Raw genomic sequence first — 25,360 nt, forward strand, 5'->3', positions numbered from 1 at the left:
CCAACAGGGACGGGCCACGAACGCGAGGCGCACTTCCCTGGACGCCCTGTCAGTGAAACCCTTCGTGATCGAATGCTTCCCGCCAAGTTGCCTTGTCGACATAGTCCTGGTTGGTCAACTTGTCACGACGGCACCGCGGGACGCAGTAGATTCGATCTTGGGTGCCGAAGGCTGGGGACTCGTGCAACACCGAGGGGAAATGTGCAGGAGCGACAGGGCCGCAAGGACCAGGAAGACGCGAACACCGAGGGGGGCTTAGCGTCATGAGCCAGGACTCCGCCGCCGCAACGGAGGCTGTACGGAAGCTCAGCGGACGACGACGTCGGGAAGTCGTCGCTGTGCTGCTGTTCAGCGGCGGCCCCATCTTCGAGAGCTCCATTCCGCTCTCCGTGTTCGGAATCGACCGCCAGGACGCGGGAGTTCCGCGCTACCGGCTCCTCGTCTGCGGCGGGGAGGACGGACCGCTGCGGACCACGGGCGGGCTCGAACTCACCACGCCCTACGGGCTGGAGGCGATCAGTCGCGCAGGCACCGTCGTGGTGCCCGCCTGGCGTTCGATCACGTCTCCGCCGCCCGCCGAGGCGCTGGACGCGCTGCGCCGCGCCCATGAGGAGGGGGCCCGCATCGTCGGGCTGTGCACCGGTGCGTTCGTGCTCGCCGCCGCCGGCCTGCTGGACGGCCGCCCGGCGACCACGCACTGGATGTACGCACCGACGCTGGCCAAGCGCTATCCGTCGGTCCACGTCGATCCGCGTGAGCTGTTCGTCGACGACGGCGATGTGCTCACCTCCGCGGGGACGGCGGCCGGTATCGACCTCTGCCTGCACATAGTCCGCACCGACCACGGCACCGAGGCTGCCGGGGCGCTGGCCCGCCGGCTCGTCGTGCCGCCGCGGCGCAGTGGCGGTCAGGAGCGCTACCTCGACAGGTCTTTACCAGAGGAAATCGGCTCCGACCCGCTCGCCGAGGTCGTGGCCTGGGCGCTGGAGCATCTGCACGAGCAGTTCGACGTGGAGACGCTGGCCGCGCGCGCCTATATGAGCAGGCGGACCTTCGACCGCAGGTTCCGTTCGCTCACTGGCAGCGCACCGCTCCAGTGGCTGATCACCCAGCGGGTGCTGCAGGCGCAGCGGCTGCTGGAGACGTCCGACTACTCCGTCGACGAGGTCGCGGGCCGCTGCGGCTTCCGTTCGCCGGTGGCGCTGCGCGGACACTTCCGGCGCCAGCTGGGCTCCTCCCCCGCCGCGTACCGGGCCGCCTACCGGGCCCGCCGTCCGCAGGCCGGGGGGCTGGATCCGGTGGCGACGGCGGTCGAGACGGCCGTGCCCGCACAGGGCATGTCCGCGAGCCGGAGGGCCGGTGCGGCGGTGACCCCGTCGGGCCCTCCGGCCGCATCCGCCATGGGGGTCGGGCCGGGGCAGCCGGAGCACGGGAAGCCGTCGTCCGACGTGTACGCCACAGGACGCCCGACCCTGCCGGGGCAGCGCAGCGCCCCGTAGGGTGGGACACATGAACGATCGCATGGTGTGGATCGACTGCGAGATGACCGGGCTCTCGTTGACGGAAGACGCACTCATCGAGGTGGCCGCACTGGTCACCGACTCGGAGTTGAACGTGCTCGGCGAAGGGGTCGACATCGTGATCCGCCCGCCGGACAGGGCCCTGGAGACGATGCCCGAGGTGGTGCGCCAGATGCACACCGCCTCGGGCCTCCTCGAGGAGCTGGCCGGCGGCACCACGCTGGTCGACGCCGAGGCGCAGGTCCTGGCCTATGTGCGCGAGCACGTGAAGGAGCCGGGCAAGGCCCCGCTCTGCGGAAACTCGGTCGGTACCGACCGCGGATTCCTGGCCCGCGACATGGGGGCCCTGGAGAGCTACCTCCACTACCGGATCGTCGATGTCTCGTCGATCAAGGAGCTGGCTCGCCGCTGGTACCCGAGGGCGTACTTCAACAGCCCGGAGAAGAACGGCAACCACCGGGCGCTCGCGGACATCCGTGACTCCATCACGGAACTGCGGTACTACCGGGAGGCGATCTTCGTGCCGCAGCCCGGGCCCGACTCGGAGCATGCGAAGGCCATTGCGACACGCCTGACGCAGCCGCCTTCGTAGGACCTCGGGAAGCCGCTGGTCACGTACGTTTCGCGGGTCGGGATCAGCGGCTGAACAACGGGGGCGCGAGCACCCTCTCGGACCCTGTACACTTTTTCTCGGCCGGTCAGAAAAGACCGGACACGGTGGGTATAGCTCAGATGGTAGAGCACCTGGTTGTGGTCCAGGATGTCGCGGGTTCGAGTCCCGTTACTCACCCTGAAGAGAAGGGCCCCGGTCTTCGGACCGGGGTCCTTCTCGTATGCCCCCGCGGCTGAGCCTCCCTCACCAGTCCCGCATGTGACGGTCGTCACCCGGCCAGGACGCCAGGTGACGGGCCGGGTGACGGTCAGGACGAATCGCGGACGATCAGTTCGGTGGGGAGCACGATCTGCGGGCGTTCCTCGTTCTCGCCCGCTATCTCCTGCAGCAGCAGCCGCGTCATCGCCCGGCCCATCTCCTCGATCGGCTGGCGCACGCTGGTGAGCGCGGGGTCCATGTGGCGGGCCACGGCCGAGTCGTCGAAGCCGACGAGCGCCACATCGTCCGGGATCCGCCGGCCGGCCTCCCGCAGCACCTGACGGGCGCCCGCGGCCATCACGTCGGAGGCGGCGAAGACCGCGTCCACGTCCGGGCGGCGGGCCAGCAGCTCCCGCATGGCCCGGGCCCCGCCCTCCTCGGTGAAGTCACCGGGGACGATCAGCTGCTCCACCGGGCCGAGACCGGCCGCCGCCACCGCCTTGCGATAGCCGTCGACGCGGCGCTGCGCACCGTACACATCGAGGCGCCCGGTGATCGTGGCGATGGTGCGGCGCCCTCGGGAGATCAGGTGGTCGACGGCGCTGCGCGCGCCCTCGAAGTTGTCGGAGTCGACCGCGGCGAGCGTTTCGGAGGCGGATCTGCGGCCGCTCATCACGGCCGGCATGCCGAGCTGCTCCAGCAGGTCCGGCAGCGGGTCGTCGGCGTGCACGGAGACCAGCAGCACGCCGTCGACGCGGTGGGCGGTCAGATACTGGGCCAGCCGCTTGCGTTCGCGGTCGCTGCCGACGAGGGTCAGCAGCAACTGCATCTCGGTGTCGGCGAGGGCCGCACCGACCCCGCGGACGATGTCCGAGAAGTACGGCTCGGCGAAGAAGCGGGTCTCGGGCTCGGGCACGACGAGGGCGATGGCGTCCGTACGGTTGGCGGCGAGCGCGCGGGCCGCGCGGTTGGGCACGTATCCCAGCTCGGCAACCGCGGCTTCGACCGCCTCGCGGGTGTGCTCACTGACCCGCGGCGAGCCGTTGATGACCCTCGAGGCCGTGCCACGCCCGACTCCGGCCCGCGCCGCAACCTCTTCGAGCGTGGGCCGCCCGCCGCTCCGTACTCGCCCTGCCGCCATGGCTGCCTCCCGTTCGCGGTCAACTTCTCACAGTCGGATGACCAAACCAAGTCCACCCGTTGGACCCCTCGGCATCCGTCCGGTCCCACCGGATGTGCCGGGCCCCACTCATGGGAGCGCTCCCACTCTACGTGATGACAACGAGGGGTGCAGGTGACCAGGGGGAACGGATGTGCGGAAACGACGGAGACCCGGCGGGGGCCGGGTCTCCGTCGTCGGTCGGGTGCGCCTGCGGCTACCGCTCAGGCGAGATCGGGAGCCGCCGGAAGGGCGTGACGGCGGATCACATCGGAGTACCAGTGGGCGCTCGCCTTGGGGATGCGGCGCTGGGACTCGTAGTCGACGTAGACGGCACCGAACCGCTTGGAGTACCCGTATCCCCACTCGAAGTTGTCCATCAGGGACCACAGGAAGTAGCCCCGGACATCCGCGCCGTCGGCGACGGCACGCTGGACGGCACCGAGGTGACCGCGCAGGTACTCGATCCGCTCCGGGTCCTCGACCGTGCCCTCGGGCGAGACACGGTCCTCGAAGGCCGCACCGTTCTCGGTGACCATCAGGGGCAGACCCGGGTGGTCGCGGGTGACGTCCATGAGCAGCTCGTACAGCCCGTTGGGGTCGATCGCCCAGTTCATCGCGGTGCGCTTCTTGCCCTCGGCGAGGTGGAAGGCGACCTGCTCGGAGCCGGTCCACGGGGAGTGGTCGCTGTTGCCGTGGCCGTCGTCGCGGGAGTCGCCCTGGCCCTCCTGGGGCGTGGAGACGATCGTGGGCGTGTAGTAGTTGACGCCCAGTACGTCGATCGGGCGGGAGATCGCGGCCAGGTCGCCGTCGTGCACCAGCTTCGACCAGTCCACCACGTGCGACGTGTCGGCGATCAGGTCCTCGGGGTACGCACCGCGCAGGATCGGGCCGGTGAAGATCCGGTTGCCGACGGCGTCGATCCGGCGGGCGGCGTCCGCGTCGGCGGCGCTGTCCGTCAGTGGACGGACCTGGTGCAGATTGAGGGTGACCGAGGTCTGCGCTCCAGCGGGGAGTTGATTGCGCAGTACCTCGATCGCCCGGCCATGGGCGAGGTTGAGATGGTGTGCCGCACGCAGGGTGGCCGACGGTTCGGTGCGGCCCGGGGCGTGCACACCGGAGCCGTAACCGAGGAAGGCCGAGCACCACGGCTCGTTGAAGGTGGTCCACATGGGGATACGGTCGCCGAGGGCGCCGGCCATGATGGCGGTGTAGTCGGCGAAGCGTTCGGCGGTGGCCCGCTCGGGCCAGCCGCCCGCGTCCTCCAGTTCCTGGGGAAGGTCCCAGTGGTAGAGGGTCGCGACGGGGGTGATGCCCGCCTCGAGCAGTTCGTCGACCAGCTTGCGGTAGAAGTCCAGGCCGCGTTCCACGGCGGGGCCGCGGCCGGTGGGCTGCACCCGCGACCAGGAGACGGAGAAGCGGTAGGCCTTGAGCCCCAGCTCCTTCATCAGCGCCACGTCGTCGCGGTAGCGGTGGTAGTGGTCGGCGGCGACATCGCCGGTGTCGCCGTTCAGGACCTTGCCCGGAGTGTGGCTGAAGGTGTCCCAGATGGAAGGGGTGCGGCCGCCCTCTGCGGCGGCTCCTTCGACCTGGTAGGCGGCCGTGGCCGCACCCCAGACGAAGCCCGTGGGGAAGAGCGTCGGCGAGTTCGTTGCCTCGGATGCCGGCTTCGGGGTGATGTCAGGTCGTACGGCAGTCATGCGGGAGCGCTCCCATGAGTGGACGGAACAGAGGCAGGCGGAGGGAGAGGGGGGGAGGGGTGGTACGGGACGGCCGGGACGCGAGGAGGCATCCTCCGGGTGACGGAGCGTCACCCGGAGGCCGGGGCGCGTCGGTCAGCCCTTGACGGCGCCGGACATGATCCCTCCGACGATCTGCTTGCCGAAGATCACGAAGACCACGAGCAGCGGCAGCGTACTGATCAGTGCCCCGGCCATGACGATGCTCTGGTCGGGGGTGTAGGAGGCGCTCAGCAGGCCGAGGGCCACCTGAAGCGTCGGCTTCTGCTGGTTCAGGGCGAGATAGGGCCAGAAGAAGTCGTTCCACGCCTGTACGAAGGTGAGCATCCCGAGCACCATCATCGCCGGGCGGGCCACCGGGAGCACCACGCTCCGCACGATGCGGAAGTTGTTGGCGCCGTCCAGCTTGGCCGCCTCGATGAGCTCGTACGGCAGAGCCTCGAGCAGGTACTGCCGCATGAAGAAGACACCGAACGCGCTCACCAGCGTCGGGAAGATCACCGACTCCAGCTTTCCGCCCCAGCCGATGTCGGACATCATCATGAACAGCGGGACGACACTGAGCTGCGGCGGGATCGTGAGCGTGGCGATGACTCCGGCCATCAGTGCGCCGCGGCCCTTGAAGCGCATCTTGGCGAAGGCGTAGCCGGCCAGGGTGCAGAAGAAGAGCGTCGCCACCGTGATGCAGCTGGAGACGACGATGCTGTTGACGATCGCCTTGCCGAGGTGCGCCTGGTTCCATGCGGCGTCGAGATTGTGAAACAGCCGTCCGCCCGGCAGGAAGGGCGGGGTGGAGGCCAGTACCTCGTCCTGGGTGTGGGACGAGGCAACCAGAGTCCAGTAGAGCGGCAGGAGCGAGCCGATACCGACGACGGCCAGGGCGATATAGGCGAACGGGCCGCCCTGCAACTGCTTGCCCGCGCCCGGCGCGAAGCGGGCCTGGCGCCGCGGCGCCCGGTGGACCGGCTGCGGGATGCCCAGTTCCGGGGCTTTGGTGGGGCTGGTCATGGTCATGGAAATCGCTCCCGGTCAGACCGCGGATTTGCGTACGAAGCGGCCGATGAGCCAGTTGACCGCGGCGATGAGCAGCAGGAGGGCGAGCATCGCCCAGGCCACTGCGGCGGCCGGACCGAGGTGCCCCAGATTCCAGCCGTAGTTGTAGAGGTAGACGCTGAGCGTCTCGTACTGATTCTCGTTGCCGCCGGTGGCTCCGAGAGTGCCGCCTTCCAGCAGCAGGGGCTCACCGAACAGCTGCATGGAGCCGATGGTCGAGATGACGATCGTGAAGAGGATCGTGGGCCGCAACGAGGGGATGGTCACCTTGCGGAACTGCTGCCAGCGCGAGGCGCCGTCGATCGAGGCCGCCTCGTACAGATCGGACGGCACGGACTGCATGGCGGCGAGATAGATCAGCGTGTTGTAGCCCGTCCAGCGCCAGATCACGATGATGGAGATGGCGATCTTGGACGTCCAGTGGCCGTTGGCCCAGTTGGTGTGGCCGAGGCCGACGAACTCCAGCACCCAGTTCAGCAGACCGCCGTCGGTCCGGAAGACCAGGGCGAAGACCAGGGCAGCGGAGGCCACGGAGGTGGCGTACGGGGTGAGGATGACCGTCCGCCAGAAGGTGCTGGCGCGCAGCTTGTAATTCAGCAGGTGGGCCAGGCCGAGCGCGACCAGCAGCTGCGGAACCGCCGACATGACCCCGATCAGGAAGGTGTTGCTGACGGCTGTCCAGAATTCGGAGTCGTGCAGGATCGTGTCGAAGTTGCCCCAGCCGACCCACTCCATCTGGTCCAGGCCGGTCATCTCCACCCGGTGCAGGGCGATCCATCCGGTGTACAGCAGCGGATAGAGCCCGAAGGCGCCGAAGACGAGGAAGAACGGGGCTATGTAGGCGTACGGCGATGCCTTGTCGTCGAACCGCCACAGCCGGCTCCGCCATGTCCGCCGACGGGAGATCTGCGGTGGCTGCTGGGAACCGCCGGGTGGCGGAGCGTATGCGTCCCGGGTGGGAGTCGAGGTGGCCACGGGCGGGAGTCCTTCCCTGCGTTGCTGAGTTGCCGTGCTTCGATGAGCCCGAGTGCGGGGCTGTACGCGTGCCGGTGCGGGCGGCTCCTGGGGGCCGCCCGCACCGGCGACGGTCAGCCGATCGCCTTGTCGATCGAGCTGGTCGCAGCCTTCCACGCGTCGTCAGGGCTGGTGCCGCGCTGCTCCATGTTGTTGATCTGGGTGGAGATGGTGTCCTTGATGATGCCGTCCTTCGGGCCGAGGACGGTCTCGGGGATCGACTTGGCCTCGCCGGCGTAGATCTCACCGATCGGGGCGTCGTTGAAGTACGCCAGCTTCGCGGTCTTCACGTCCGGCAGGTCGTACGCGAGCTTGTTGGACGGGAAGCTGCCGATCGCCTTGAAGACGGCGGCCTGCTGCTCGGGGGCGGTCAGCCACTTGACGAGCTTGGTGGCCTCGTCGACGTGCTTGCCCGACTTGGGCACGGCGAGGAACGAGCCACCCCAGTTGGCGGCGGTCGCCCCGGGGGCGGTGGTGATGTTCCACTTGCCCTTGTTGCCTTCACCGGCGTTGACCGAGATCTGACCGGCCATCCACGCGGGGCAGGCCACGGTGGCCATGGTGCTCTTGCGCAGTGCGGCATTCCACGGGGGGCTGAACTGGGCGAGGCCCTGGGTCAGCTTCTTCGACGCCGCCTCGGCCGCAAGGTCCCAGCCCTGCTTGACGCTGGGGCTCTCCTTGTAGATCGGCTTGCCGCTCTCGTCGTAGTACTGCTTCGGGCTGGAGCTCACCACGGCGTTGTACATCGCGCTCGCGGAGTCCATGAAGAAGGTGCCCTTGGGGGCGGACTTCTTGTACTCCTCACCGAGCTTGAGGTAGTCCTCCCAGCCGCCGGCAACCTTGGCGGCGACCTCCTTGGGGTCGGTCGGCAGACCGGCCTTCTTGAAGAGGTCGGTGTTGTAACAGAGCGACATCGGACCGATGTCGGTGCCCGCGCCGATCACCGCGCCGTCTGCCGTGGTGGCCTGCTTCTCCTTCCAGGACACCCAGTCGTCGACGTTGATCACCTTGCTGAGGTCGACGAAGGCGGACGCCTTGGTGTCGACGATCTCCTTGATCCGGCCGACCTCAAGGCCCTGGACGTCCGACAGGCCGCTGCCCGAGTTCAGCTGCTGGAGCAGCTTGGGGTAGTAGACCTTCTCGTCGGCGGTGGCGTCTTCCTTGACCGTGATGTTCGGGTTCAGCTCGTGGTACTTGGCGAAGAGGCCGGCTTCCTTGTAGCCGAACTGCCCGAAGTCGGCGACGGTCAGCGTTATCTTCCCGTTCGCATCAGAGCCCGTGTTGTCCGATGAGTCCGAATCGCTGCTGCAGCCGGTCAGCAACAGGGCCGAGGCTGTCAGGCCCGTGGTGACCAGAACCGCGGCTCTGCGGCTCCGACCGGCGACGGTGCGGGTGATACGCATTCCACTACTCCTTGTTCCAGGATGTGACTGGCGTTCTGACTGCGCGGCATACGCACTGGTGAGTGCGGGTGCCGAATGGTTCAGGGGGAGAACACGGGCAGTGCCGTTTCGAGCGGGAAAACCCCGCCCGATGTGGGAGCGCTCCCATGCATCGATGTCGGAAGGTTCCTGCCTTGAGGGGGTGGGTGTCAAGAGTTGAAGACGCTTCCGTTGCCCGAGTGTGTCCTGCAGGTCACGAGATCGTGTCCCGCCCAGGTCTTGCCATATCCCGCAGGCATCGGCCGGGAACGTGCGCCGCTTCGTAAAACCGCAGGCCAAGGGCTTGTTGGGGACGGCCCGGTCGGCCGGCCACGCCGAGCCGCCGCGACCGGGCCACATTTCCGCCCGCCCCACGGAGCGGTCCTGGTCCTACCCGGTTCACTCCCGGCCGCCCACCGGAAGGTGAACGGGACATTGCTCGGCGAGGGCGGTGGAGGGCCCATCCGCCTTCTTTCTCCGAAGCCGAGGCCCGCCACGGAGTGGCCGGGCGGCGACAGTCGCCCGCGCGGGCACCAGGCAGCCGGGTGCCCGCGTCGCCGAGGGGCAGGCCTTCACCCTGGACGTGGAGGACGACCGGTAGCGCGCTCCCCGGCATCGACGGTCGTGACGATCCGTACCGGTACCCAACCGGCCGCGGCCGGCGCCGTGACCCACTTCTCCCGCACGCCGGGCTTCTCGACGGGGGTCGCCTGCAGAGCGCCGAGGACCTTCCCGGGGCCCTGCGGGCCCAGCTCATAGGGGAAGGGCGGGTTGACCGTCGCCCGCGTGAGCTCCTGAGCCGCAGGCTCGAGTACTGGCTTGTTCACGACGTCGTTCTCCTTGGGGGTAGCGATCCCAGGTGAAGCTTTCACCCTTATGACCGGTCATCCACCAAAGATGTGACATGTGGTGATGGATTACTAGGGGGTCGTGGCCGCGGCCTGCCGTGACTTCCTCACATTCCTGCTCGGCGGGCGTGGCGATCCGGGTCCCCCGCCCGTGGCACCCACGGCTCATCCTGCCCCGCATCCGCCGGGTTCGCGCGGGCCTGCCGTGCACGCTTCCCGCCCGGGTGAGGGTGAGGGGCTGGTACGGCTCGCGCGCCGTGAGCGCGTGCAGTCGTTCTTCGACCGCGCGGTTCGTTTACCTCGACGAATTCACCGTGCGGGAGACGGCCCGGGCGGCGGCCGCGGCGAGCCGGGCCCCCCGTCACGGCTGGCGGCTGGCGGCTGCGGCTGCGGCTGCGGCTGCGGGGATCGAGGCGGAGATCGTCGACTTCGTCGGGCACGCGACGGCGACGGGACAGCGCAGTCCGGCAATGGCGCCGAGTCCCGGGCCGGGCCGGTCGGAGGACGGTGCCGGGGCGAGCCAGGGCACCTCGGCCCTCACGGCATCGATCCTGGCCGTGCGGCGGTGAGCCGGGCGGGGCGGCGGGGCCCGCACGACACATGGGGGGGCGCACCCCGGCCGGATGTGGGGGTGTGGGGCCGGCCGGGATGCGCGCGGGGGGTGGCGGTCTGTGGGGCCTGAGCGACTACTTGTACGCGCCGAACGCCTTCGTGAAGGCGAGCGGCTCCTGGACGATCGAGCTGCATGAGGCATCCGCGTACGGCTGCGCCCCGCCCGCGCACTGCTTGTCGCGGGTGCCCGACCACATCGCCAGCCGGCCGAGGCCCTTCTCCTGGGCGAACTTCACCAGCTGCGTGGCGTCCTCGACCTTGAAGATCTCCGTGGTGACGTCGTTCACACCGATCATCGGGGTGACGGCCACCGCCTTCCACGCCGCCGCGTCCGCCAGTCCGAGCACGCCCTTGATCTGGGCCTGCGTCGCGGTCGCCGCCTGGATCGCGTACGAGCCCATGTCGCCGCTGTACGAGGCCCCGTAGTCCATCGCCATGACGTTGACCGCGCCGACCTTGACGCCGTTCTTCTTCGCGTCGGCGATCAGGTCCACACCCGGCTGGGTGAGGCCCTCGGGCATGACCGGCAGGGTGAAGGAGACGTCCAGGGACGGGTGGGACTTCTGGAGCTGAGCGATCGCCTGGGCGCGGCGGGAGTTGGCCGCCGTGTCGGGCAGCGCGCCGCCCTCGATGTCGAAGTCGACCTTGGTGAGCTTGTACGCGTCGATGACCTTGCCGTACGCGGTGGCGAGGTCGGCGGCGGAGGTGCACTTGAGGGCCAGTTCCGAGCCGGCCGCACCGCCGAAGGAGACCCGGACGTCGCCGCCCTTGGCCCGCAGCGCGCCGATCTGGGAGGCGACGTGGTCGTCGCCGAGGCCGGTGATGCCGCCCCAGAGCGGGGTGCAGCTGCCGCCGGAGGTGATGAAGGCGAGATTGAACTCCTTCACCCCGGTCCTGGTCGCGGTGTCGACCAGGTCGTACGCCGGGTAGAGCGAGGTGTCGACGTACGGGGCGAAGCCCGCTCCGCCCGTCGTGCCGCCACCGCCGCCGTCGGTCGCCGTGGGGGTGGGCGTGGGGGTCGTCGACGTGGCGGTCGGTGAGGGCTCGGTCGTGGGGGTGGCCGTGGGGGTCGGGGTCGCGCTCCCCGTCGGGCGGCCGCTGGGCTCCGGCGTCGCACCCGTGTCGACGGAGCACTTGGCGCCGTTGATGAGACAGCCGGTCGGGTCCGCCGCCGTGCCGCCCGCGGTGGTGACGAAGCCGACAGTGACCGACGCGCCGGGGGCCAGCTTCTTGTTCCATTCTGCGGGCTTCACCGTGACGTGGCCGCCGCTGACGGCGTGGTCGCCGTTCCAGAGGGAGCTGATCGCCGTGCCGGCGGGCAGGTCGAATTCGAGTGTCCAGTCCGACTGGGCCGTGTCGGTGTCGTTGGTGACGACGTACTGCCCGGTGTAGCCGCCGGTCCAGCCGCTGGTCCTGGTGTACGCAGCTCCGACCGCGGCAGCCTGGGCGGTACCGGTGAGGGCGAAGATCGTGGAGCCGATCACGGCCGCGGCGACGACGGCGCCTATCGCCTTGGTCCTGGTGCTCGCCGTGCGCCGGTGCGTGCTGGTGCCCATTGCGTGCCTGCCTCTGTCCTACGGGAGTCCTACGGATGTGGGGATGCGGCAGCACGCTAGCGGCACCGAAACCGGCAAATGCCCTGATCCGGACGCGGGTTGATGTTCTTAGGGTTGGCTTAAGGGGCACATCGGTACGGGTTAAGCCCGACCGGTGAACGGCAGGCGGCGACGCTGCCGGCCCACCCGGTGGCCGCGCCCGCCCCGGCCTCTCCCGCCCTGCCCGGGCCGGCGGCCGTCGAGCCAGATCCAGACGCGGACCTCCGTGCCGCCGAGCACCGACCGCCCGATCCGCACATCGCCGCCGGTGGACTCCGCGACCCGGCGGACGATGTCGAGCCCGAGTCCCGTCGAGCCCACCGAGCCCTGCGGCCCTCCCCCGCCGCTTCCGCCGCGCGCCAGGGCCGCCTTGGGGTCGGCTATGCCGCCGCCCGCGTCCGAGACCAGCACGATCACGGCGTCGCCGCTGTGGTGCACGTCGACGGCGAAGGCGGTGCCCTCCGGCGTGTGCCGGAAGATGTTGCCGAGCAACGCGTCGAGCGCGGCGACCAGTTCGGGCCGGGCGACCGGGATGCGTACCGTGCGGTCCACCCCCGCGAGGCGCACCTCGCGCCCCTCGTCCTCGGCGAGTGCCGACCAGAAGTCCATCCGCTCCCGGATCACCTCGGAGGCGTCGCAGCCGGCCCCCGGCCCGCCGTTCAGCCCCTGGGTCTGCGGGCGCTGTTCGCGGGCGGTACGGATGATCGTGTCGACCTCGTGCTCCAGCTGCTCGACGGCGGCCCGGGTCTGTTCGGCGGCCGGGCCCTCGCCGAGCGAGGCGGCGTTGAGGCGGAGGACGGTGAGCGGGGTGCGCAGCCGGTGCGAGAGGTCGGCGGCCAGTTCCCGTTCGTTGGAGAGGAGCTGGACGACCTGGTCGGCCATCGAGTTGAACGCGACGGCGGCGGAGCGCAGTTCGGTCGGCCCCTCCTCCCGGACCCTGGTCCCCAGCCGCCCCTCCCCCAGGTCATGGGCGGCGCTCGCGAGCCGCTGGGCGGGCTGCACCATCCGTACGCCGAGCCGGTCGGCGACCGCGACCGAGCCGACGATCAGCCCGATGCCGACGCCGGCCAGCGTCAGCCAGGCGGTGGTGACCCCGTTGGACTCATCGCCCTCGGGCACGAACACCTCGACGACGGCGATGCCCCCGGACCCCAGCGCGGTCGGCTGGAGCAGCGCGGAGCCGCCGGCGACCTCGCTGATCGAGGCACGCCCCGAGGCGCGTACGGTCTCCAGGTCCTTGCGGGTGGCGCGCCGGGTGCCGATCTCGACCGGCCGGCTGTCCGGCTCCGCGGAGGCGGGGATGTGGACGGCCATCCGGCCCGCGGCCCCCGGTTCGGTGGTGAGGACGGCCGTCTCCAGTTCGGCGCGGTCGGTGGTGATGGAGAGCGTCGGACCGATCGTGGCGGCCTGCCGTTCGGCGTCGGAGAAGGCGCGGTCGCGGGCCATCTCCTTGACGACGAGGCCGAGCGGTACGGCGAAGGCGACGACGACCATCGCGGTGACGGCCAGACACACCTTGACCAGGGCCCATCTCATGCGGGCCGCTCCGGGGCCGGGGGCTGGAGTTTCACGCCGACGCCGCGCAGGGTGTGCAGATAGCGCGGCCTGGCCGCCGTCTCGCCGAGCTTCCGGCGCAGCCAGGAGAGATGGACGTCGATGGTCTGGTCGTCACCGTACGACTGCTGCCAGACCTCGGCCAGGAGCTCCTTGCGCGGGACGACGACCCCGGGGCGCCCGGCCAGAAACGTCAGCAGATCGAACTCCCGGCGGGTCAGGTCGAGCGCGCTGCCGTCCAGTTCGGCCTGGCGGCGCAGCGGATCTATGGAGAGCCCGCCGACCTGTATGACGCTCGCCGACGACGCCTCGCCCCCTGCGCTGCGCGCGCGGCGCAGGACGGCGGCCATCCGTGCCGACAGGTGCTCCACCGAGAACGGTTTGGTCAGGTAGTCGTCGGCGCCGTCGTTCAGCAGCCGGACGATCTCGCTCTCGTCGTCCCGCGCGGTCGCGACGATCACGGGTACGTCGGTGATGCCACGGAGCATCTTCAGCGCCTCGGCGCCGTCGAGATCGGGCAGGCCGAGATCGAGAATGACCACGTCGAAACGGAAATGGGCGACTTCGCGCAGTGCTTCGAGCGCGGTGCCGACACTCCGTACCGTATGGGAGGCCTCCGTGAGGTGCCGGATGAGGGCGGATCGTACGAACTGGTCGTCCTCGACCACAAGCACACTTGGCATGGGCGGCACCGTACGCCATGGACCGGCCCTCGGTCCTCCTCCGGACAGCACGGGCTTCGTTGGTGCAGGATGTGCCGGATGCAACGAGGACTCGTACACGCGCTTGCGTGGTCGCTCGCCACCGGGGCGGCGGTCACGCTGTCGTGGTGGGGCGTGCACACGGTGATGGCGGGAACCGCGTACGACCCGCCGCGCGCGGTGCCCATCTCCGCGAACGCCCGCTCCGGCCGCAACGGGTCGGAGGCGCTGTCGTCCTCGACGAAGCGCCCGCAGCCGTCGGCGACCGCGACTCCCAGCAGCACCCCTCGCACCACTGCGAAGCCGTCCGCGACCGCGCCCCCGCGTGCCTCCCGCACCCCGGTGAGCAGCCCTTCGTCCGCGCGCCCGGCCAAGCCTTCCGGCACGGTGAAGAGTTACCCGACGGACGGCGGCCGGGTCGTGTTCGACCTCTACGCCCACTCGGCGAAGCTGGTCTCGGCGACCCCGGATCCGGGCTGGTCGATGCAGGTCTGGACGAACCCGAGCTGGATCCGGGTGGACTTCTCCACCGACGACGGGACGACGGTGTCGGTCTTCTGCACCTGGAACGACCATCCGCCGATGGTCGAGATCGCCTGATCACCGGCCGGTCACTGGAAAGCGGAGGGCGGCGGCGCGGGTGACGGTCGGGCGTCCGCATCGCTCACCGCCGCCGCGCCTCCGGTGAAGTCGACGAGCTCCTTGCCGTGTTCGACGCGTCCGGGGTGCGGGTCGGTGGCGACCCGGCGGGTCAGTTCGGCGACCTTGAGCGGTAGCGCCGAGGCGAGCAGCACGGCGTTGCCGAAGCGCCGGCCGCGCAGCACGGCCGGGTCGGCGGCGAGTGCCAGCTCCAGGAAGACGGTGGCGGCGGTGGCGATCTGGCCGCGCAGATGGGCCAGCGGCGGACCGTCGGCGAGGTTGGCCACGTACTGCCCGGTGGGCCTCAGGACCCTGCGTACGTCGGCGAGGAACTCGGCGCTGGTGAGATGGGCGGGCGTGCGGGCTCCGCCGAAGACGTCGGCGATGACGAGATCCGCCCAGTCGTCCGGGATCTTCGCGAGACCGGCCCGGGCATCGGTGGAGCGGACCCGGATCCGGGCCTGCGGGTCCAACGGCAGCTCCCGGCGCACGAGTTGGACGAGCGCCGCGTCCAGCTCGACGATCTGCTGGGTGGAGCGGGGCCGGGTCGCCGCGATGTAACGGGCGAGAGTGAAGGCGCCACCGCCCAGGTGCACGACATGCAGGGGCTGTTGGGCGGGGGCGGCGAGATCGGCGATGTGACCGATCCGTCGCTGGTAGGCGAAGGAGAGGTACGAGGGGTCGTCGAGGTCGACGTGGGACTGCGGGGCGCCGTCGAGCGTGAGCGTCCAGGCGTGCGCCCGCTCCCGGTCGGGGATCAGCTCGGCGAGGCCGCCGTCGACGGCCTCGGCGAGGTTCTCCGGCTTGCGGTCGGATATGCGGCCGGAGCCGCGGTCCGACGTGCGCTCCGCACGTTTCCGGCCGCCTGCGCCGCCGCTCGATCCACCTCGACGTGCCACGTGCGCTCGTCCCTACTCACTGATCATCGCCCGGGCCGGTGCAGGACCGGCAGCGGCGGGGAAACCCGCCCACCTGGCCATTATCGGCTCAGCAACAGTTGTCGGCCGCCTCGATCAGCCGGGCCGCCTGGTCGAGTGCGGCGCGCAGCACGGCCGGGTCGGTGACCGGGGCGTCGTCGGCGGGCGGCAGCAGCCAGCCGGAGCCGGAGACGGGCGGTTCCGCGGGGATCCGCAGCCCGCGGCCGTTCGTCTGCGTACAGGCACTGCCCGGCACGTCCCAGGCCTCGGCGGTGCCCGGCGGCACCAGGAAGCCGAGGGTGGCGCAGGCGCCGTCGTGCAGAACCGGGCCGACAGCCTCCTGGTCCGCGCCGCGGCGCAGGATGTCCACGGCCTCCAGGCCCTGGCGGGCCGGCACGGTCACCAGGTCGCAGGGGCCCTCGGCAAGAGGAGTGCGGGGCCCTGCCCCGGCACGCTCGCCGGGACCCGCGGGCGTGGTCGGGGGGGTGGGCCCGGCTGGGCCAGCGGGCTCCGCGGGGCCGGTGGACTCGGCGGGTTCGGACCCCGTCGTCCCGGATTCGGTCGTCGCCGTACAGGTCGTCGCAGTCGTCCGCGAGCCGGACTCCGTGCCGAGGTGCAACAAGGGACCTCTCCTCTCATCGCCAGATGGAGCCAGACTCCGTCTCCACATGGACCAACGCGCCGCCCACGTCAAGGGCTACGGTGCTGCACCGCCGCAAAGGGTGGCAGTTCATGGCAGATCATGGGTGAGATATCCGTTTTGTAGGCAAACGCTGCGTGTGCGACCTGTCACAGCAGGTACGTTCTTGCTCCGCCGGGACACCGGAAACAGGCGCCCGGCTTGCACCAGAGAGGGCCCAGCCATGGTGTCGACAGGGGCAGTCCCCAACCTCGCCTTCCGGCAGCTGCGCGGACCGCGCTCCGCCGGGGAGTTCGCTGCCGCGGTACGCAGGTCCGCGCGCGAGATCGGCGAGCAGGTCGCCTGCGACGCCCGGTACATCGGACGCGTGGAATCCGGCGAGATCCGCTGCCCCAACTACGCCTACGAACGGGTCTTCCTCCACATGTTCCCCGGGGCGACCCTGGCGGACCTGGGCTTCTCGGCGCGCGAGACCGTACGCGGCCGGGGAGCGAGAGCCGCCGACGACACCCCCGGCCGTCCCGACATCCCCCCACCCCCCACGCTCCACAGCGACACCGACGAGGAGAGCGACGTGCTGCGTCGCGTATTCATGACGAGCGGCACCACCGCGATGGCGGCCGCATCCCTGGGTCTCGGCCTGGGCACCACAGCCATCGCCGCCGCAGCCGTGCCCGTACAACGGCGGGTGGGCGAGGCCGAGGTGACCGCCGTCGAGAAGGCGGTACGGCAGATCCGGCTGCTGGACGACCGGCACGGCGGCGGAGGCCTCTACCGGCGGGCCGCCCAGCCGCTGCGGGCGGCGTACGCCCTGCTCGATTCGGGGACCACCACCCGCCGCTCCACCTCCGACCGGCTGCACGCCGGGGCCGGCGAGCTGGCCATCTCGGTGGGGTGGCTGGCCCACGACTCGGCGCGCTTCGAGGACGCCCGCTCGCACTACGCGGAGGCGCTCGCCACCGCGCGGGTGGCCGGGGACGCGGGGCTGGAGGCGCACGCCTTCTGCAATGCGTCGTTTCTGGCGCGGGACACGGGGCGGCCCCGCGAGTCGGTGCGTGCGGCGGAGGCCGGGCAGCGGGCCGCGGAGTCACTGGGCTCACCGCGGCTGCTGGCGCTGCTCGCACTGCGGGAGGCGGGGGGCAGGGCCGGGCTCGGCGACCGCAGCGGGTGCGAACGGGCCCTGGGGCGGGCGCACAAGGCCTTCGGCCGCGGGACGTCCGACGCCGATCCGGAGTGGATGACGTTCTTCCGCGAGGCGGAGCTGGAAATGCTGGAGGCACAGTGCTGGTCCGCGCTGGGCGACTGGCCGCGGGCGGCCCGGCACGCGCGGCGGGCCACCCGGCTCCAGGACCCCCATTTCACCCGGAACCTGGCGCTGTACCGCGCCGAGCTGACGACGGACCTGGCCCGTGCGGGGGCGGCGGCGGAAGCGGCCACGGCGGGGCACCAGGTACTGGACCTGCTGTCCCAGGTCCGGTCCTCCCGGATCCGGGCGATGCTGGCGGGAGCGGCACAGGTGCTGCGGGCCCAGCGGGGGGCACCGGAGGTGGCGGAGTTCCTGGAGCGGTACGAGGAGGTGGGCGCGGAGGCGTGAGCCACGGTGCGGGTGGTGGGGGCGCCCCTCCGGGTGCCTCCCCCACGCGATCCGCACCCGGGTCCCGTGCACCCGGCCGCCCCCGATCGCCGGACGGGCCGGGTCTACCGGTCCAGGTGCCCCGTGTCGTTCCAGCGTTCGAGCGCCGGCGCCCCGTACGCCCACCCCAGCACCGACAGCGATGTCGGGTCCAGCCGGATGCGCGACGCGAACGACACGTCCTCGCCCAGCCAGCGCGCCCCCAGCGCCCGCAGGATGTGGCCGTGCGCGAAGACCAGCACGTCACGGTCGGCCGAGCGCGCCCAGTCGACGATCTCGTCCGCCCGGGCGGAGAGTTCGGACAGTGTCTCGCCCTCCGGCACCCCGTCGCGCCAGATGAACCAGCCCGGCCGGATCGCCTGTATCTGGGCCGGGGTCATGCCCTCATACGCCCCGTAGTCCCACTCCATGAGCGCGTCCCACGGCTGCGCCCGGTCCGCGAAGCCGGCGATGTCGCAGGTCTCCCTGGCACGGACGAGCGGGCTGGTGCGGACCTCCAGGCCCGGCAGGTCCGCCCACGGTTTACGGTGCAGCCGCTCACCCAGGAGCTTGGCGCCCTCGCGTCCCGCGTCGAGGAGCGGGATGTCCGTCCTGCCGGTGTGGTTGCCCTTCACGGACCATTCCGTCTGGCCGTGCCGGGCGAGCAGGATTCGCGGTGCCATGACGGCTCTCCCTGATTCTTGGATCTTGAAATGTGCGTCTTGAGATGTGAACCGGAGACAACGACAGCAGGGACGGTCATCCGTCTTCCATCATCGCGCACGTCACCTGGAGGCAACCTCCGGGCCCGAACGGGCGTCCATCCACCCGCGGAGAAATCTCCGCACGAACCGGGGCATCCACAGAGGACCCCCGGGGAATTCGTGGTCGATCCGCGCCGTACGGTTGAACGGCCGCCCTCGGCAGCATGAACACATGATGGAGAGCTTCCGGATGCCGCTTGCCAGCACCGCGCCCGCGCCGAGCCACCGGCCTCGCTGGTGGGCCGAGCTGCCGCTGATCGCGGTGGTGTACGCGATCTACTCGGCGGGCCGGCTGCTGGTCCGCAGCGATGTGGCCACCGCCGTCGACCACGGGTTGCGCATACTGCACCTCGAGAAGACGCTCTTCCTCAACGCGGAGCATCCGCTCAACCGGCTGATGACCGCCCATCCGTCCATCGGCATACCCGCCGATTTCGCGTACGCCTCACTGCATTACATGGTCACCCCGGCCGTCCTGATCTGGATCTACCGGCGTCGCGCGGCCGTGTACCGCGCCGCCCGCACCTGGCTGATGACCTCCACCCTGCTCGGCCTGATCGGCTTCGCACTGCTGCCGACGTGCCCGCCGCGCCTGCTGCACGCCACACACGGTTTCGTGGACACGATGGCCCAGTACAGCTCGTACGGCTGGTGGGGCAACGAGGCGAGCGCGCCGCGCGGGATGGGCTGGATGACCAACCAGTACGCCGCGATGCCGAGCCTGCACGTCGGCTGGGCGCTGTGGTGCGGGATCCTCCTCTGGCGCCACGGGCGGCATCCGCTCGTGCGCGCCGCGGGTGTCGCCTACCCGATAGTCACCACCTTCGTCGTGATGGGCACGGCCAACCACTACTTCCTCGACGCGCTCGCGGGCGCTGCCGTGATGGGCGCCGGAGCGCTGCTGACCAGGCCGGTGATGCGGCTCGCCGACCAGGCCGTCGCCGGCGTGCGTGCCCGGTTCGCACCGGCTCCCACCGTCACGAAGTCCCCGATTGTCAGTGCCGGATGCAAGACTTCCGCGGGTGAGCGAATTCCCGGCCAGCGGACCTCCTCCGCAGACTCCGCCGATGCCGCAGCATCGGGCGACGCAGCCGGCGACGGCACTCCGGCAGCGGCTCGCTGAGCTGCGCGGTCCGGCCGTCGCCCCGCATCCGCTCGACGCCCGCGCGCTGGCCGCGCTCGCTGCCAACCCCGGCTGCAGGCGGCGCGCCCTGCTGGACGGCGCCGGGGTGGACAAGGCGGTGCTGGCCACGGCGCTCGGCTCGCCGGCCGCGTTCGGCCAGTCGCAGTTCGGCCAGTCGCAGTTCGCGTTCATGCGGGGGAACGCCTTCGAGGCGAAGGTCAAGGCCGACGGCGGTACCGAGCTGATGCGTCTGCTGCACGAGCGGCTCGGTGGCGGCAGCGAGACGCCCCGCGAGGTCCGGGTGCCGGATCTGACGGCGGCCGGCCCCGAGGGGCGCGCGGCGCGTACGGCGCTGGCCCTGCGGGAGGCGACCGGGGCGGGCGGCTGGGCGCTGCTCGACCATCCGATGCTGGCCCTGGAGGTGGCGGGCTCACCCGCCTATCTGGAGCCGGACGCGGTGGTGGTGCACCCCGACGGCCGGTGGACGGTCGTGGAGATCAAGTCGTTCCCCATGATCGACAGTTCGGCGGACGCGGCGAAGGTCGGCGCGGCCGCCCGGCAGGCGGCCGTGTACGTCCTGGCGCTGGAGCGGATCGCGGCGGTCACGGACGGCGCGGAGGTCGGCCACCGGGTGCTGCTGGTCTGCCCGAAGGACTTCTCCAACCTGCCGACGGCGTCGGTCGTGGACGTGCGCAAGCAGCGGGCGGTCACCCGCCGGCAGCTGACCCGGCTGACCCGGATCGAGGACATCGCGGCGGCCCTGCCCGAGGGCACCACCTTCGACCCGCAGTGTTCGCCGCAGGAGCTGACGGCCGCGGTCGAATCGGTGACGGCGGCGTATGCACCCGAGTGCCTGGCCGCCTGCGAACTGGCCTTCCACTGCCGGACCACGGCGCGCGCGGCCGGTGCGGTGGAGGCGCTGGGGCGGAGCGTGCGGGGCGAGCTCGGCGGTCTGACCACGGTCTCCGCGGTGCTGGCCGCGGCCGCGGGCAAGGAGGGCGACCCGGCGGACCCGACGGTCGCGGCCCTGCGCCGCGCGGCGGCCCTGCGCGCGGAGGCGCTGGAGCCGGCGGCCTGCTCAGTGGCCCCGGCACGGGCGACCGGCCCCCTGCCTCACCAGCGGGCGACCGGCCCGATGGCTCCGGAGGGCGGCGCCGTATGTCGCTGATCAGTACCCTGGCCCGGCTCGAGGCCGTGGAGAGCGGGCGGGCGCAGCCGCTCGCCACTGTTCGCCACCGCCGTCTCTCCGACCGGCCGCTCGTCCTCGTCCCGCTGACCACCGCCGGTGAGGCGGGCGCCCCGCTCGGCGCCCTCGTGGGCACCGACCGGGACGCGCCACGCCTGCTGACCGTGGCCCAGCCGCGCGACCGCGATCTGCGGTTCGCCTTCCTCGCCGACCTGGCCGAGGCGGTCCTGCCGCACATCGAGTCGTACGCGGACGTGGTCGAGCCGGCCGAGCGCAACGAGACCGACCCCGAGACCGGGAAGAAGGTCAAGGTCGAGGTCGAACTGTGCGCGGACGCCCCTCAGTTGATCGTGCCGAGCCGGGCCGGCATCGACTTCGTGCGACTCCTCGGCCGCTCCATGCGGTTCCGGCGCACCGCCGAGGACGATCCGGACACCCCGTACCCGGCCCCGGCCCGTGTCCCGCTGCTCGGCCGCTGGCTGACCCACTACGGGGAGCGGGCCCGGGTGCCGGGTTCCTCGCTGCTCCTGGCCATGACCGATCTGCTGAACCGGCACTGGGCGACGGGTCAGTCCTCGCTCGAGGACCAGCATCTCGGCGCGCTCCTCGCCTGGATCGATCCGCCGAAGAGCGAGTCCGGGGCTCAGGCCGCGCTCCGGGCCGAGCTGGAGCGGGACGGCGAGGGCAGGCTGGTGTGCCCGCCGGCCGGTCCGGCGACGGACCCGGCGTTCGACAACCGGCTGCTCGCCCCGGCGATCGAGAAGTACGACCGGGCGCGTACAGCACTCGCGGCCGCCGAGGACGGAGTCGCGGCCGATACCCGGCTCGCCGCGCTGACGGCGGCCGAGCGGGAGATCGGATCGCTTCTCGCCGGAGTGATGCGGCCGACCTGGGACGCGGTGTGGCGGGGACTGGACCTGTTGGAGCAGTTGCCGCCCGGGGCCAGGTCCGAGGACCGCTGGACCCGGGACCGCTGGTCGTTCACCGGCCACCGGGACCGCGTCCGGTCCGGGGAGCCGCCGCAGCCGCGCCGGGACGACGCGGTGACGGCGGCGCAGAAGCTCGCGTCGCGGGAGACGGCGCAGGCCCAGCTGGAGGCGCAGGAGGCGCTGGACGATCCGCTGGTCCTGGCCGGGCGGCGGCTGGCCGGCGAGGCGTTCGTCGGGGAGGTGACCGAGGTGGTGATGGCGTACAGCGAGTCGAAGCGGCCCTCACCGCGCCCGCTGGTCACGGTACGGACGGCCGAGCGCCCGCACCTCGGCGAGCGGACGAAGGTGTACCGCTCGCTGGACGGCAAGCCGCAGACCGCGGAGTTCGTGGCGTACGCGGGCGGGGATGCCGCCGCAGCCGAGGAGATCCTGCTCGTGCTGCGGATCACCGACCGGATGGGCCGGAGCAAGGAGCCGGCCCCCGGTTCGCTGCCCGAGCCGGGTGACCGGATCGCGTGGACGCTGTTCGAGCACGATCAGCGCAGCGGCCCGAAGCTGCCGGACCCGGAGGACACGCCCTGGACGCACGGCGGCCCGCCGGGCGCCGCCGGGCACGCCGAGAGGCCCGACCCCGTGACCGCGGAGGACCTTCTGTGACTGCCGTATTCGACCCGGGCGCGGCGGCGGGACGAGCCACCGCCGCGATCCTCGACGACACTCTGCACGGCACGGCCCGTGGCATCGTGGTGGACTCCCCGCCGGGCGCGGGCAAGTCGACGCTCGTGGTGCGCGCCGCGCTCGAACTGGCGGCTGCCGGACGTCCGCTGATGGTGGTCGCGCAGACCAACGCCCAGGTCGACGACCTGGTGGTCCGGCTGGCCGAGAAGGAACCGGGGCTTCCGGTCGGCCGGTTGCACAGCAACGACGCGGACCCGTACGACAAGGCCCTCGACGACCTGCCCCACGTACGGAAGTCGGCGAAGGCGGCGGACCTCGCGGGACTCGACGTCGTCATCTCCACGGCCGCCAAGTGGGCGCATGTGAAGAACGTCGAGCCGTGGGGGCACGCGATCGTCGACGAGGCGTACCAGATGCGCTCCGACGCGCTGCTGGCCGTCGCCGGACTCTTCGAACGGGCCCTGTTCGTCGGCGATCCGGGCCAGCTCGACCCGTTCTCGATCGTCGGCGCGGACCAGTGGGCGGGGCTGTCGTACGACCCGTCGGCGAGCGCGGTCTCGACCCTGCTGGCGCACAACCCACACCTGCCGCAGCACCGGCTGCCGGTGTCGTGGCGGCTGCCCGCCTCGGCCGCCCCCCTGGTCTCGGACGCCTTCTACCCATACACCCCGTTCCGCAGCGGCACCGACCACGGCGACCGGCGGCTGTCGTTCGGCGTCGCGTCGGACGGCTCCGCCCCGGACCGGGTGCTGGACCGGGCCGCAGAGTCCGGCTGGGGCCTGCTCGAGCTCCCCGCCCGGCACACCCCGCGCACGGATCCGGAGGCGGTGCGGGCGGTGGCCCAGGTGGTCCGCAGGCTGCTGGACCGGGGCGGCGCGGCCATGAGCGAGCGCTCCCCCGAGCCCGCTGCGGTGACGGCGGACCGGGTCGCGGTCGGCACCGCCCACCGGGACCAGGCCGCGGCGGTACGGGCGGCGCTCGCGGAGCTCGGCGTGACGGGCGTCGCAGTGGACACGGCGAACCGGCTCCAGGGCCGCGAGTTCGATGTGACGGTGGTCCTGCACCCGCTGTCCGGCCGTCCGGACGCCACGGCGTTCCATCTGGAGACGGGCCGGCTGTGCGTACTGGCCTCCCGTCACCGCCACGCCTGCATCGTGGTCTGCCGCGAGGGTGTCGCCGACCTGCTGGACGAGCACCCGTCGACGGAACCGGTCCAGTTGGGCGTCACGGTGAAATTCCCCGACGGCTGGGAAGCGAACCATGCCGTGCTGTCGCATCTCGCGGAACACCGGGTGCGATGGGCACCGTGATTCCGCCGGTTCCCTGACGTCCGTAACGTCCACGGGGTGCGGGCGATAGGCCACCGGAGGGGGCGTGCGTCGCGCCGGGGGGTGTCCCGGTGCGCGCCCCCCGCGCACGGGCCCCGCGCACCGCCCCGGAAGCGCTCTTGCGGCGCGTTGGACAATGGAGGGTGGCCGTCGGGCCCACCGAAGGAGGAACAACCACATGGCACAACCCGAGCGGAACGAGCGGCAGCGGCTGCGCCCCGCGCCCCTGCTCTTCGAGCCGACGGCGGCGGTCGCCGACCCCGAGCACTTCTTCGACCTGGAGTCGATGGACGACCCGAGGGAGATGCTGGCCCGTGCCACCGAGCTGACGCTGGCATTTCGTGCCGCGACCGACCGTGCGGTCGAGTTCCAGGCGATCGCCGCCGCACAGCTGGCCGATCCGCGCCGGTTCGACCGGCTGACGACGGCGGACATCGCGGAGCGCGCGGAGTGGACCGAGGACTACGCGAAGAAGATGGTCGAGTTCGGCCGGAGCCTGCTGGGTGGCGCGAGGCCGTGACGCCGGAGCGTCCGGTCCCCGCCCGGAGCTGACTCCGGGGACAGCCGCTGGCATATGCCCGCGCGCAAGATACTCCCCTCCGCCCCGTCCTGTCCCGTTTTCCGGCAACTCCTGGAATCCGGACCGTCACTCCCGGTAGACCAGTGCACATGACCGCATGGCTGCCAGACCACACGACCCTGCACCCCGGCACCGGGTCCCGCACGGGACCGGACACCGGCCCCCGCCACGGTGTCGACGTCTTCGCCGCCGTGCGGGACCGGACCGGGCACCGTGACGAGAACCAGGCCGGGGACCGGGTCGCACAGGTCACCGCGGCAGGCGCCGCCTGGCTCGCCGGCGCCACGGCCTACCCACGCTCCACGCTCGCCCAGTGGACGGCCCACCCCGGCTCCCCCGGCGTACTGCCGTGCGGCACGGCGTTCGACGTGGTCAATGTCCCCGTGCTCTTCGGCCGGCGGATGCTGGAGCACCTGTGGGCCGACGGGCCCGGTTCCGGGCCGGTCGCCACGCACCGCGGACGGATGCTGCTGTTCGCCGCCCCCGGTACCGCCCAGCGGCTGCCGTCCCTGCTCGACTGGGAGGAGTGGGGCAGCCGCCCCGGGCCGCGGGTGGGCGGGTCCCCCCTGCCGTCCCGGGGTCCGGACCGCTCCGCGGACAGGGTCCCGCCACTGCTCTGTCACGGCACCGGCGACGCGGTGACCGTCCCACCCCTGACCTGTGGTTCCGCCGCGGCCGGGCCCCGCTGGGTGGTCGCCCCCGACACCCGTGACCCGTGGCTGCCGGGCCCCGACGTACTGCTCTGGGCCTGTGTGCGGGTGGCCCGCTCGGCGCCCATGTCGTCGGCCCGGATTTCGATTTTTCCTCCCGCCGATCAGGATGCTAATGTCTACGACGTCAGCAGGCGCCGCTAGCTCAGTTGGTTAGAGCAGCTGACTCTTAATCAGCGGGTCCGGGGTTCGAGTCCCTGGCGGCGCACCGACGGAAGAAGCCCCTC

At 71.5% G+C, this 25,360-nt stretch carries 23 protein-coding genes and 2 tRNA genes; 12 read left to right on the top strand and 13 right to left on the bottom strand.

What is annotated here, in order from left to right; genetic code table 11:
* The first annotated feature begins 263 nt into the window (after nucleotides 1–263).
* The 3 genes from LRD69_RS10685 (at nucleotide 264) to LRD69_RS10695 (ending at nucleotide 2,310) form a co-directional block, all read left to right on the top strand.
* On the top strand, nucleotides 264–1,499 hold the full coding sequence (locus tag LRD69_RS10685) for a helix-turn-helix domain-containing protein (RefSeq protein WP_277326335.1): 1,236 nt from the start codon (nucleotides 264–266) through the stop codon (nucleotides 1,497–1,499).
* A gap of 10 nt (nucleotides 1,500–1,509) precedes the next feature.
* Nucleotides 1,510–2,112 (top strand): oligoribonuclease, encoded by a 603-nt coding sequence (gene orn, locus LRD69_RS10690; protein ID WP_277326336.1) that lies wholly within the window; start codon nucleotides 1,510–1,512, stop codon nucleotides 2,110–2,112.
* Nucleotides 2,113–2,237: 125 nt separating this feature from the next.
* A tRNA-His gene (locus tag LRD69_RS10695) sits at nucleotides 2,238–2,310 on the top strand.
* 130 nt (nucleotides 2,311–2,440) lie between these two features.
* On the opposite strand, the gene LRD69_RS10700 is transcribed toward LRD69_RS10695, so the two are convergent.
* The 10 genes from LRD69_RS10700 to LRD69_RS10745 form a co-directional block, all read right to left on the bottom strand.
* Nucleotides 2,441–3,472, bottom strand: a complete 1,032-nt coding sequence (locus tag LRD69_RS10700) for a LacI family DNA-binding transcriptional regulator (protein ID WP_277326337.1) — start codon at nucleotides 3,470–3,472, stop codon at nucleotides 2,441–2,443.
* A 242-nt stretch (nucleotides 3,473–3,714) separates the two neighbouring features.
* Nucleotides 3,715–5,190, bottom strand: coding sequence for a GH1 family beta-glucosidase (locus LRD69_RS10705; protein ID WP_277326338.1), 1,476 nt, complete (start codon nucleotides 5,188–5,190; stop codon nucleotides 3,715–3,717).
* Nucleotides 5,191–5,325: 135 nt separating this feature from the next.
* Complete coding sequence (locus LRD69_RS10710; RefSeq protein WP_277326339.1) at nucleotides 5,326–6,243, bottom strand: carbohydrate ABC transporter permease; 918 nt, start codon at nucleotides 6,241–6,243, stop codon at nucleotides 5,326–5,328.
* A 15-nt stretch (nucleotides 6,244–6,258) separates the two neighbouring features.
* Nucleotides 6,259–7,257, bottom strand: a complete 999-nt coding sequence (locus LRD69_RS10715; RefSeq protein WP_277326340.1) for a sugar ABC transporter permease — start codon at nucleotides 7,255–7,257, stop codon at nucleotides 6,259–6,261.
* A 113-nt stretch (nucleotides 7,258–7,370) separates the two neighbouring features.
* Nucleotides 7,371–8,699: an ABC transporter substrate-binding protein gene (locus LRD69_RS10720; protein ID WP_277326341.1), complete on the bottom strand. Its 1,329-nt coding sequence runs from the start codon at nucleotides 8,697–8,699 to the stop codon at nucleotides 7,371–7,373.
* Between the two features lie 590 nt (nucleotides 8,700–9,289).
* Nucleotides 9,290–9,544: a hypothetical protein gene (locus LRD69_RS10725; protein ID WP_277326342.1), complete on the bottom strand. Its 255-nt coding sequence runs from the start codon at nucleotides 9,542–9,544 to the stop codon at nucleotides 9,290–9,292.
* Between the two features lie 382 nt (nucleotides 9,545–9,926).
* The gene (locus LRD69_RS10730; protein ID WP_277326343.1) at nucleotides 9,927–10,106 is read right to left on the bottom strand and encodes a hypothetical protein; all 180 of its coding nucleotides are present in this window, start codon (nucleotides 10,104–10,106) and stop codon (nucleotides 9,927–9,929) included.
* Nucleotides 10,107–10,251: 145 nt separating this feature from the next.
* Nucleotides 10,252–11,733 carry a cellulose binding domain-containing protein gene (locus tag LRD69_RS10735; protein ID WP_277326344.1) on the bottom strand — a complete coding sequence of 494 codons (1,482 nt, stop codon included), beginning with the start codon at nucleotides 11,731–11,733 and terminating at the stop codon, nucleotides 10,252–10,254.
* Nucleotides 11,734–11,874: 141 nt separating this feature from the next.
* The gene (locus tag LRD69_RS10740; RefSeq protein ID WP_277326345.1) at nucleotides 11,875–13,308 is read right to left on the bottom strand and encodes a HAMP domain-containing sensor histidine kinase; all 1,434 of its coding nucleotides are present in this window, start codon (nucleotides 13,306–13,308) and stop codon (nucleotides 11,875–11,877) included.
* Nucleotides 13,305–14,009: a response regulator transcription factor gene (locus LRD69_RS10745; RefSeq protein WP_277326346.1), complete on the bottom strand. Its 705-nt coding sequence runs from the start codon at nucleotides 14,007–14,009 to the stop codon at nucleotides 13,305–13,307. The genes LRD69_RS10740 and LRD69_RS10745 overlap by 4 nt, the downstream gene beginning before the upstream one ends.
* A 78-nt stretch (nucleotides 14,010–14,087) precedes the next feature.
* On the opposite strand from LRD69_RS10745, the gene LRD69_RS10750 reads away from it, so the two are divergent.
* A complete protein-coding gene (locus LRD69_RS10750; protein WP_277326347.1) occupies nucleotides 14,088–14,627 on the top strand; it encodes a hypothetical protein in 540 nt (179 codons plus the stop codon).
* Nucleotides 14,628–14,638: 11 nt separating this feature from the next.
* Here LRD69_RS10750 and LRD69_RS10755 read toward each other — a convergent pair whose 3' ends face one another.
* Together LRD69_RS10755 and LRD69_RS10760 are read right to left on the bottom strand one after the other, a co-directional pair.
* Complete coding sequence (locus LRD69_RS10755; RefSeq protein ID WP_277326348.1) at nucleotides 14,639–15,565, bottom strand: fused MFS/spermidine synthase; 927 nt, start codon at nucleotides 15,563–15,565, stop codon at nucleotides 14,639–14,641.
* A gap of 88 nt (nucleotides 15,566–15,653) precedes the next feature.
* Nucleotides 15,654–15,989 carry a hypothetical protein gene (locus tag LRD69_RS10760; RefSeq protein WP_346771933.1) on the bottom strand — a complete coding sequence of 112 codons (336 nt, stop codon included), beginning with the start codon at nucleotides 15,987–15,989 and terminating at the stop codon, nucleotides 15,654–15,656.
* A gap of 457 nt (nucleotides 15,990–16,446) precedes the next feature.
* Between LRD69_RS10760 and LRD69_RS10765 the strand changes: the two genes are divergently transcribed.
* Nucleotides 16,447–17,817 carry a tetratricopeptide repeat protein gene (locus tag LRD69_RS10765; RefSeq protein ID WP_277326349.1) on the top strand — a complete coding sequence of 457 codons (1,371 nt, stop codon included), beginning with the start codon at nucleotides 16,447–16,449 and terminating at the stop codon, nucleotides 17,815–17,817.
* 104 nt (nucleotides 17,818–17,921) lie between these two features.
* Here LRD69_RS10765 and LRD69_RS10770 read toward each other — a convergent pair whose 3' ends face one another.
* A complete protein-coding gene (locus LRD69_RS10770; RefSeq protein WP_277326350.1) occupies nucleotides 17,922–18,518 on the bottom strand; it encodes a histidine phosphatase family protein in 597 nt (198 codons plus the stop codon).
* Between the two features lie 271 nt (nucleotides 18,519–18,789).
* Between LRD69_RS10770 and LRD69_RS10775 the strand changes: the two genes are divergently transcribed.
* The 7 genes from LRD69_RS10775 to LRD69_RS10805 all read left to right on the top strand — a co-directional run bounded on the left by LRD69_RS10775 (nucleotide 18,790) and on the right by LRD69_RS10805 (nucleotide 25,341).
* Nucleotides 18,790–19,722, top strand: a complete 933-nt coding sequence (locus LRD69_RS10775) for a phosphatase PAP2 family protein (RefSeq protein ID WP_277329688.1) — start codon at nucleotides 18,790–18,792, stop codon at nucleotides 19,720–19,722.
* Nucleotides 19,723–19,828: 106 nt separating this feature from the next.
* On the top strand, nucleotides 19,829–20,890 hold the full coding sequence (locus LRD69_RS10780) for a hypothetical protein (RefSeq protein ID WP_346771934.1): 1,062 nt from the start codon (nucleotides 19,829–19,831) through the stop codon (nucleotides 20,888–20,890).
* Entirely contained in the window at nucleotides 20,881–22,494 is a 1,614-nt protein-coding gene (locus LRD69_RS10785; protein WP_277326352.1) for a hypothetical protein, read from the top strand. The genes LRD69_RS10780 and LRD69_RS10785 overlap by 10 nt, the downstream gene beginning before the upstream one ends.
* On the top strand, nucleotides 22,491–23,825 hold the full coding sequence (locus tag LRD69_RS10790) for an AAA domain-containing protein (RefSeq protein WP_277326353.1): 1,335 nt from the start codon (nucleotides 22,491–22,493) through the stop codon (nucleotides 23,823–23,825). Before LRD69_RS10785 ends, LRD69_RS10790 begins: the two co-directional genes overlap by 4 nt.
* Nucleotides 23,826–24,021: 196 nt before the next feature.
* Complete coding sequence (locus LRD69_RS10795) at nucleotides 24,022–24,363, top strand: hypothetical protein (RefSeq protein WP_277326354.1); 342 nt, start codon at nucleotides 24,022–24,024, stop codon at nucleotides 24,361–24,363.
* A 149-nt stretch (nucleotides 24,364–24,512) separates the two neighbouring features.
* A complete protein-coding gene (locus tag LRD69_RS10800; protein ID WP_277326355.1) occupies nucleotides 24,513–25,277 on the top strand; it encodes a bifunctional DNA primase/polymerase in 765 nt (254 codons plus the stop codon).
* Nucleotides 25,268–25,341 (top strand) — tRNA-Lys (locus LRD69_RS10805). Before LRD69_RS10800 ends, LRD69_RS10805 begins: the two co-directional genes overlap by 10 nt.
* The last annotated feature ends 19 nt before the right edge of the window (nucleotides 25,342–25,360 follow it).

The sequence above is a fragment of the Streptomyces sp. JH14 genome (assembly GCF_029428675.1).
GTDB lineage: Bacteria > Actinomycetota > Actinomycetes > Streptomycetales > Streptomycetaceae > Streptomyces.

Excerpts from the sequence above, each read along its gene's own strand:
- LRD69_RS10685 (WP_277326335.1), top strand. The coding sequence starts at position 264 with ATGAGCCAGGACTCCGCCGCCGCAACGGAGGCTGTACGGAAGCTCAGC.
- orn (WP_277326336.1), top strand. The coding sequence starts at position 1,510 with ATGAACGATCGCATGGTGTGGATCGACTGCGAGATGACCGGGCTCTCG.
- LRD69_RS10700 (WP_277326337.1), bottom strand. The coding sequence starts at position 3,472 with ATGGCGGCAGGGCGAGTACGGAGCGGCGGGCGGCCCACGCTCGAAGAG.
- LRD69_RS10705 (WP_277326338.1), bottom strand. The coding sequence starts at position 5,190 with ATGACTGCCGTACGACCTGACATCACCCCGAAGCCGGCATCCGAGGCA.
- LRD69_RS10710 (WP_277326339.1), bottom strand. The coding sequence starts at position 6,243 with ATGACCATGACCAGCCCCACCAAAGCCCCGGAACTGGGCATCCCGCAG.
- LRD69_RS10720 (WP_277326341.1), bottom strand. The coding sequence starts at position 8,699 with ATGCGTATCACCCGCACCGTCGCCGGTCGGAGCCGCAGAGCCGCGGTT.
- LRD69_RS10735 (WP_277326344.1), bottom strand. The coding sequence starts at position 11,733 with ATGGGCACCAGCACGCACCGGCGCACGGCGAGCACCAGGACCAAGGCG.
- LRD69_RS10740 (WP_277326345.1), bottom strand. The coding sequence starts at position 13,308 with ATGAGATGGGCCCTGGTCAAGGTGTGTCTGGCCGTCACCGCGATGGTC.
- LRD69_RS10745 (WP_277326346.1), bottom strand. The coding sequence starts at position 14,009 with ATGCCAAGTGTGCTTGTGGTCGAGGACGACCAGTTCGTACGATCCGCC.
- LRD69_RS10750 (WP_277326347.1), top strand. The coding sequence starts at position 14,088 with ATGCAACGAGGACTCGTACACGCGCTTGCGTGGTCGCTCGCCACCGGG.
- LRD69_RS10765 (WP_277326349.1), top strand. The coding sequence starts at position 16,447 with ATGGTGTCGACAGGGGCAGTCCCCAACCTCGCCTTCCGGCAGCTGCGC.
- LRD69_RS10770 (WP_277326350.1), bottom strand. The coding sequence starts at position 18,518 with ATGGCACCGCGAATCCTGCTCGCCCGGCACGGCCAGACGGAATGGTCC.
- LRD69_RS10775 (WP_277329688.1), top strand. The coding sequence starts at position 18,790 with ATGCCGCTTGCCAGCACCGCGCCCGCGCCGAGCCACCGGCCTCGCTGG.
- LRD69_RS10785 (WP_277326352.1), top strand. The coding sequence starts at position 20,881 with ATGTCGCTGATCAGTACCCTGGCCCGGCTCGAGGCCGTGGAGAGCGGG.
- LRD69_RS10795 (WP_277326354.1), top strand. The coding sequence starts at position 24,022 with ATGGCACAACCCGAGCGGAACGAGCGGCAGCGGCTGCGCCCCGCGCCC.
- LRD69_RS10800 (WP_277326355.1), top strand. The coding sequence starts at position 24,513 with ATGACCGCATGGCTGCCAGACCACACGACCCTGCACCCCGGCACCGGG.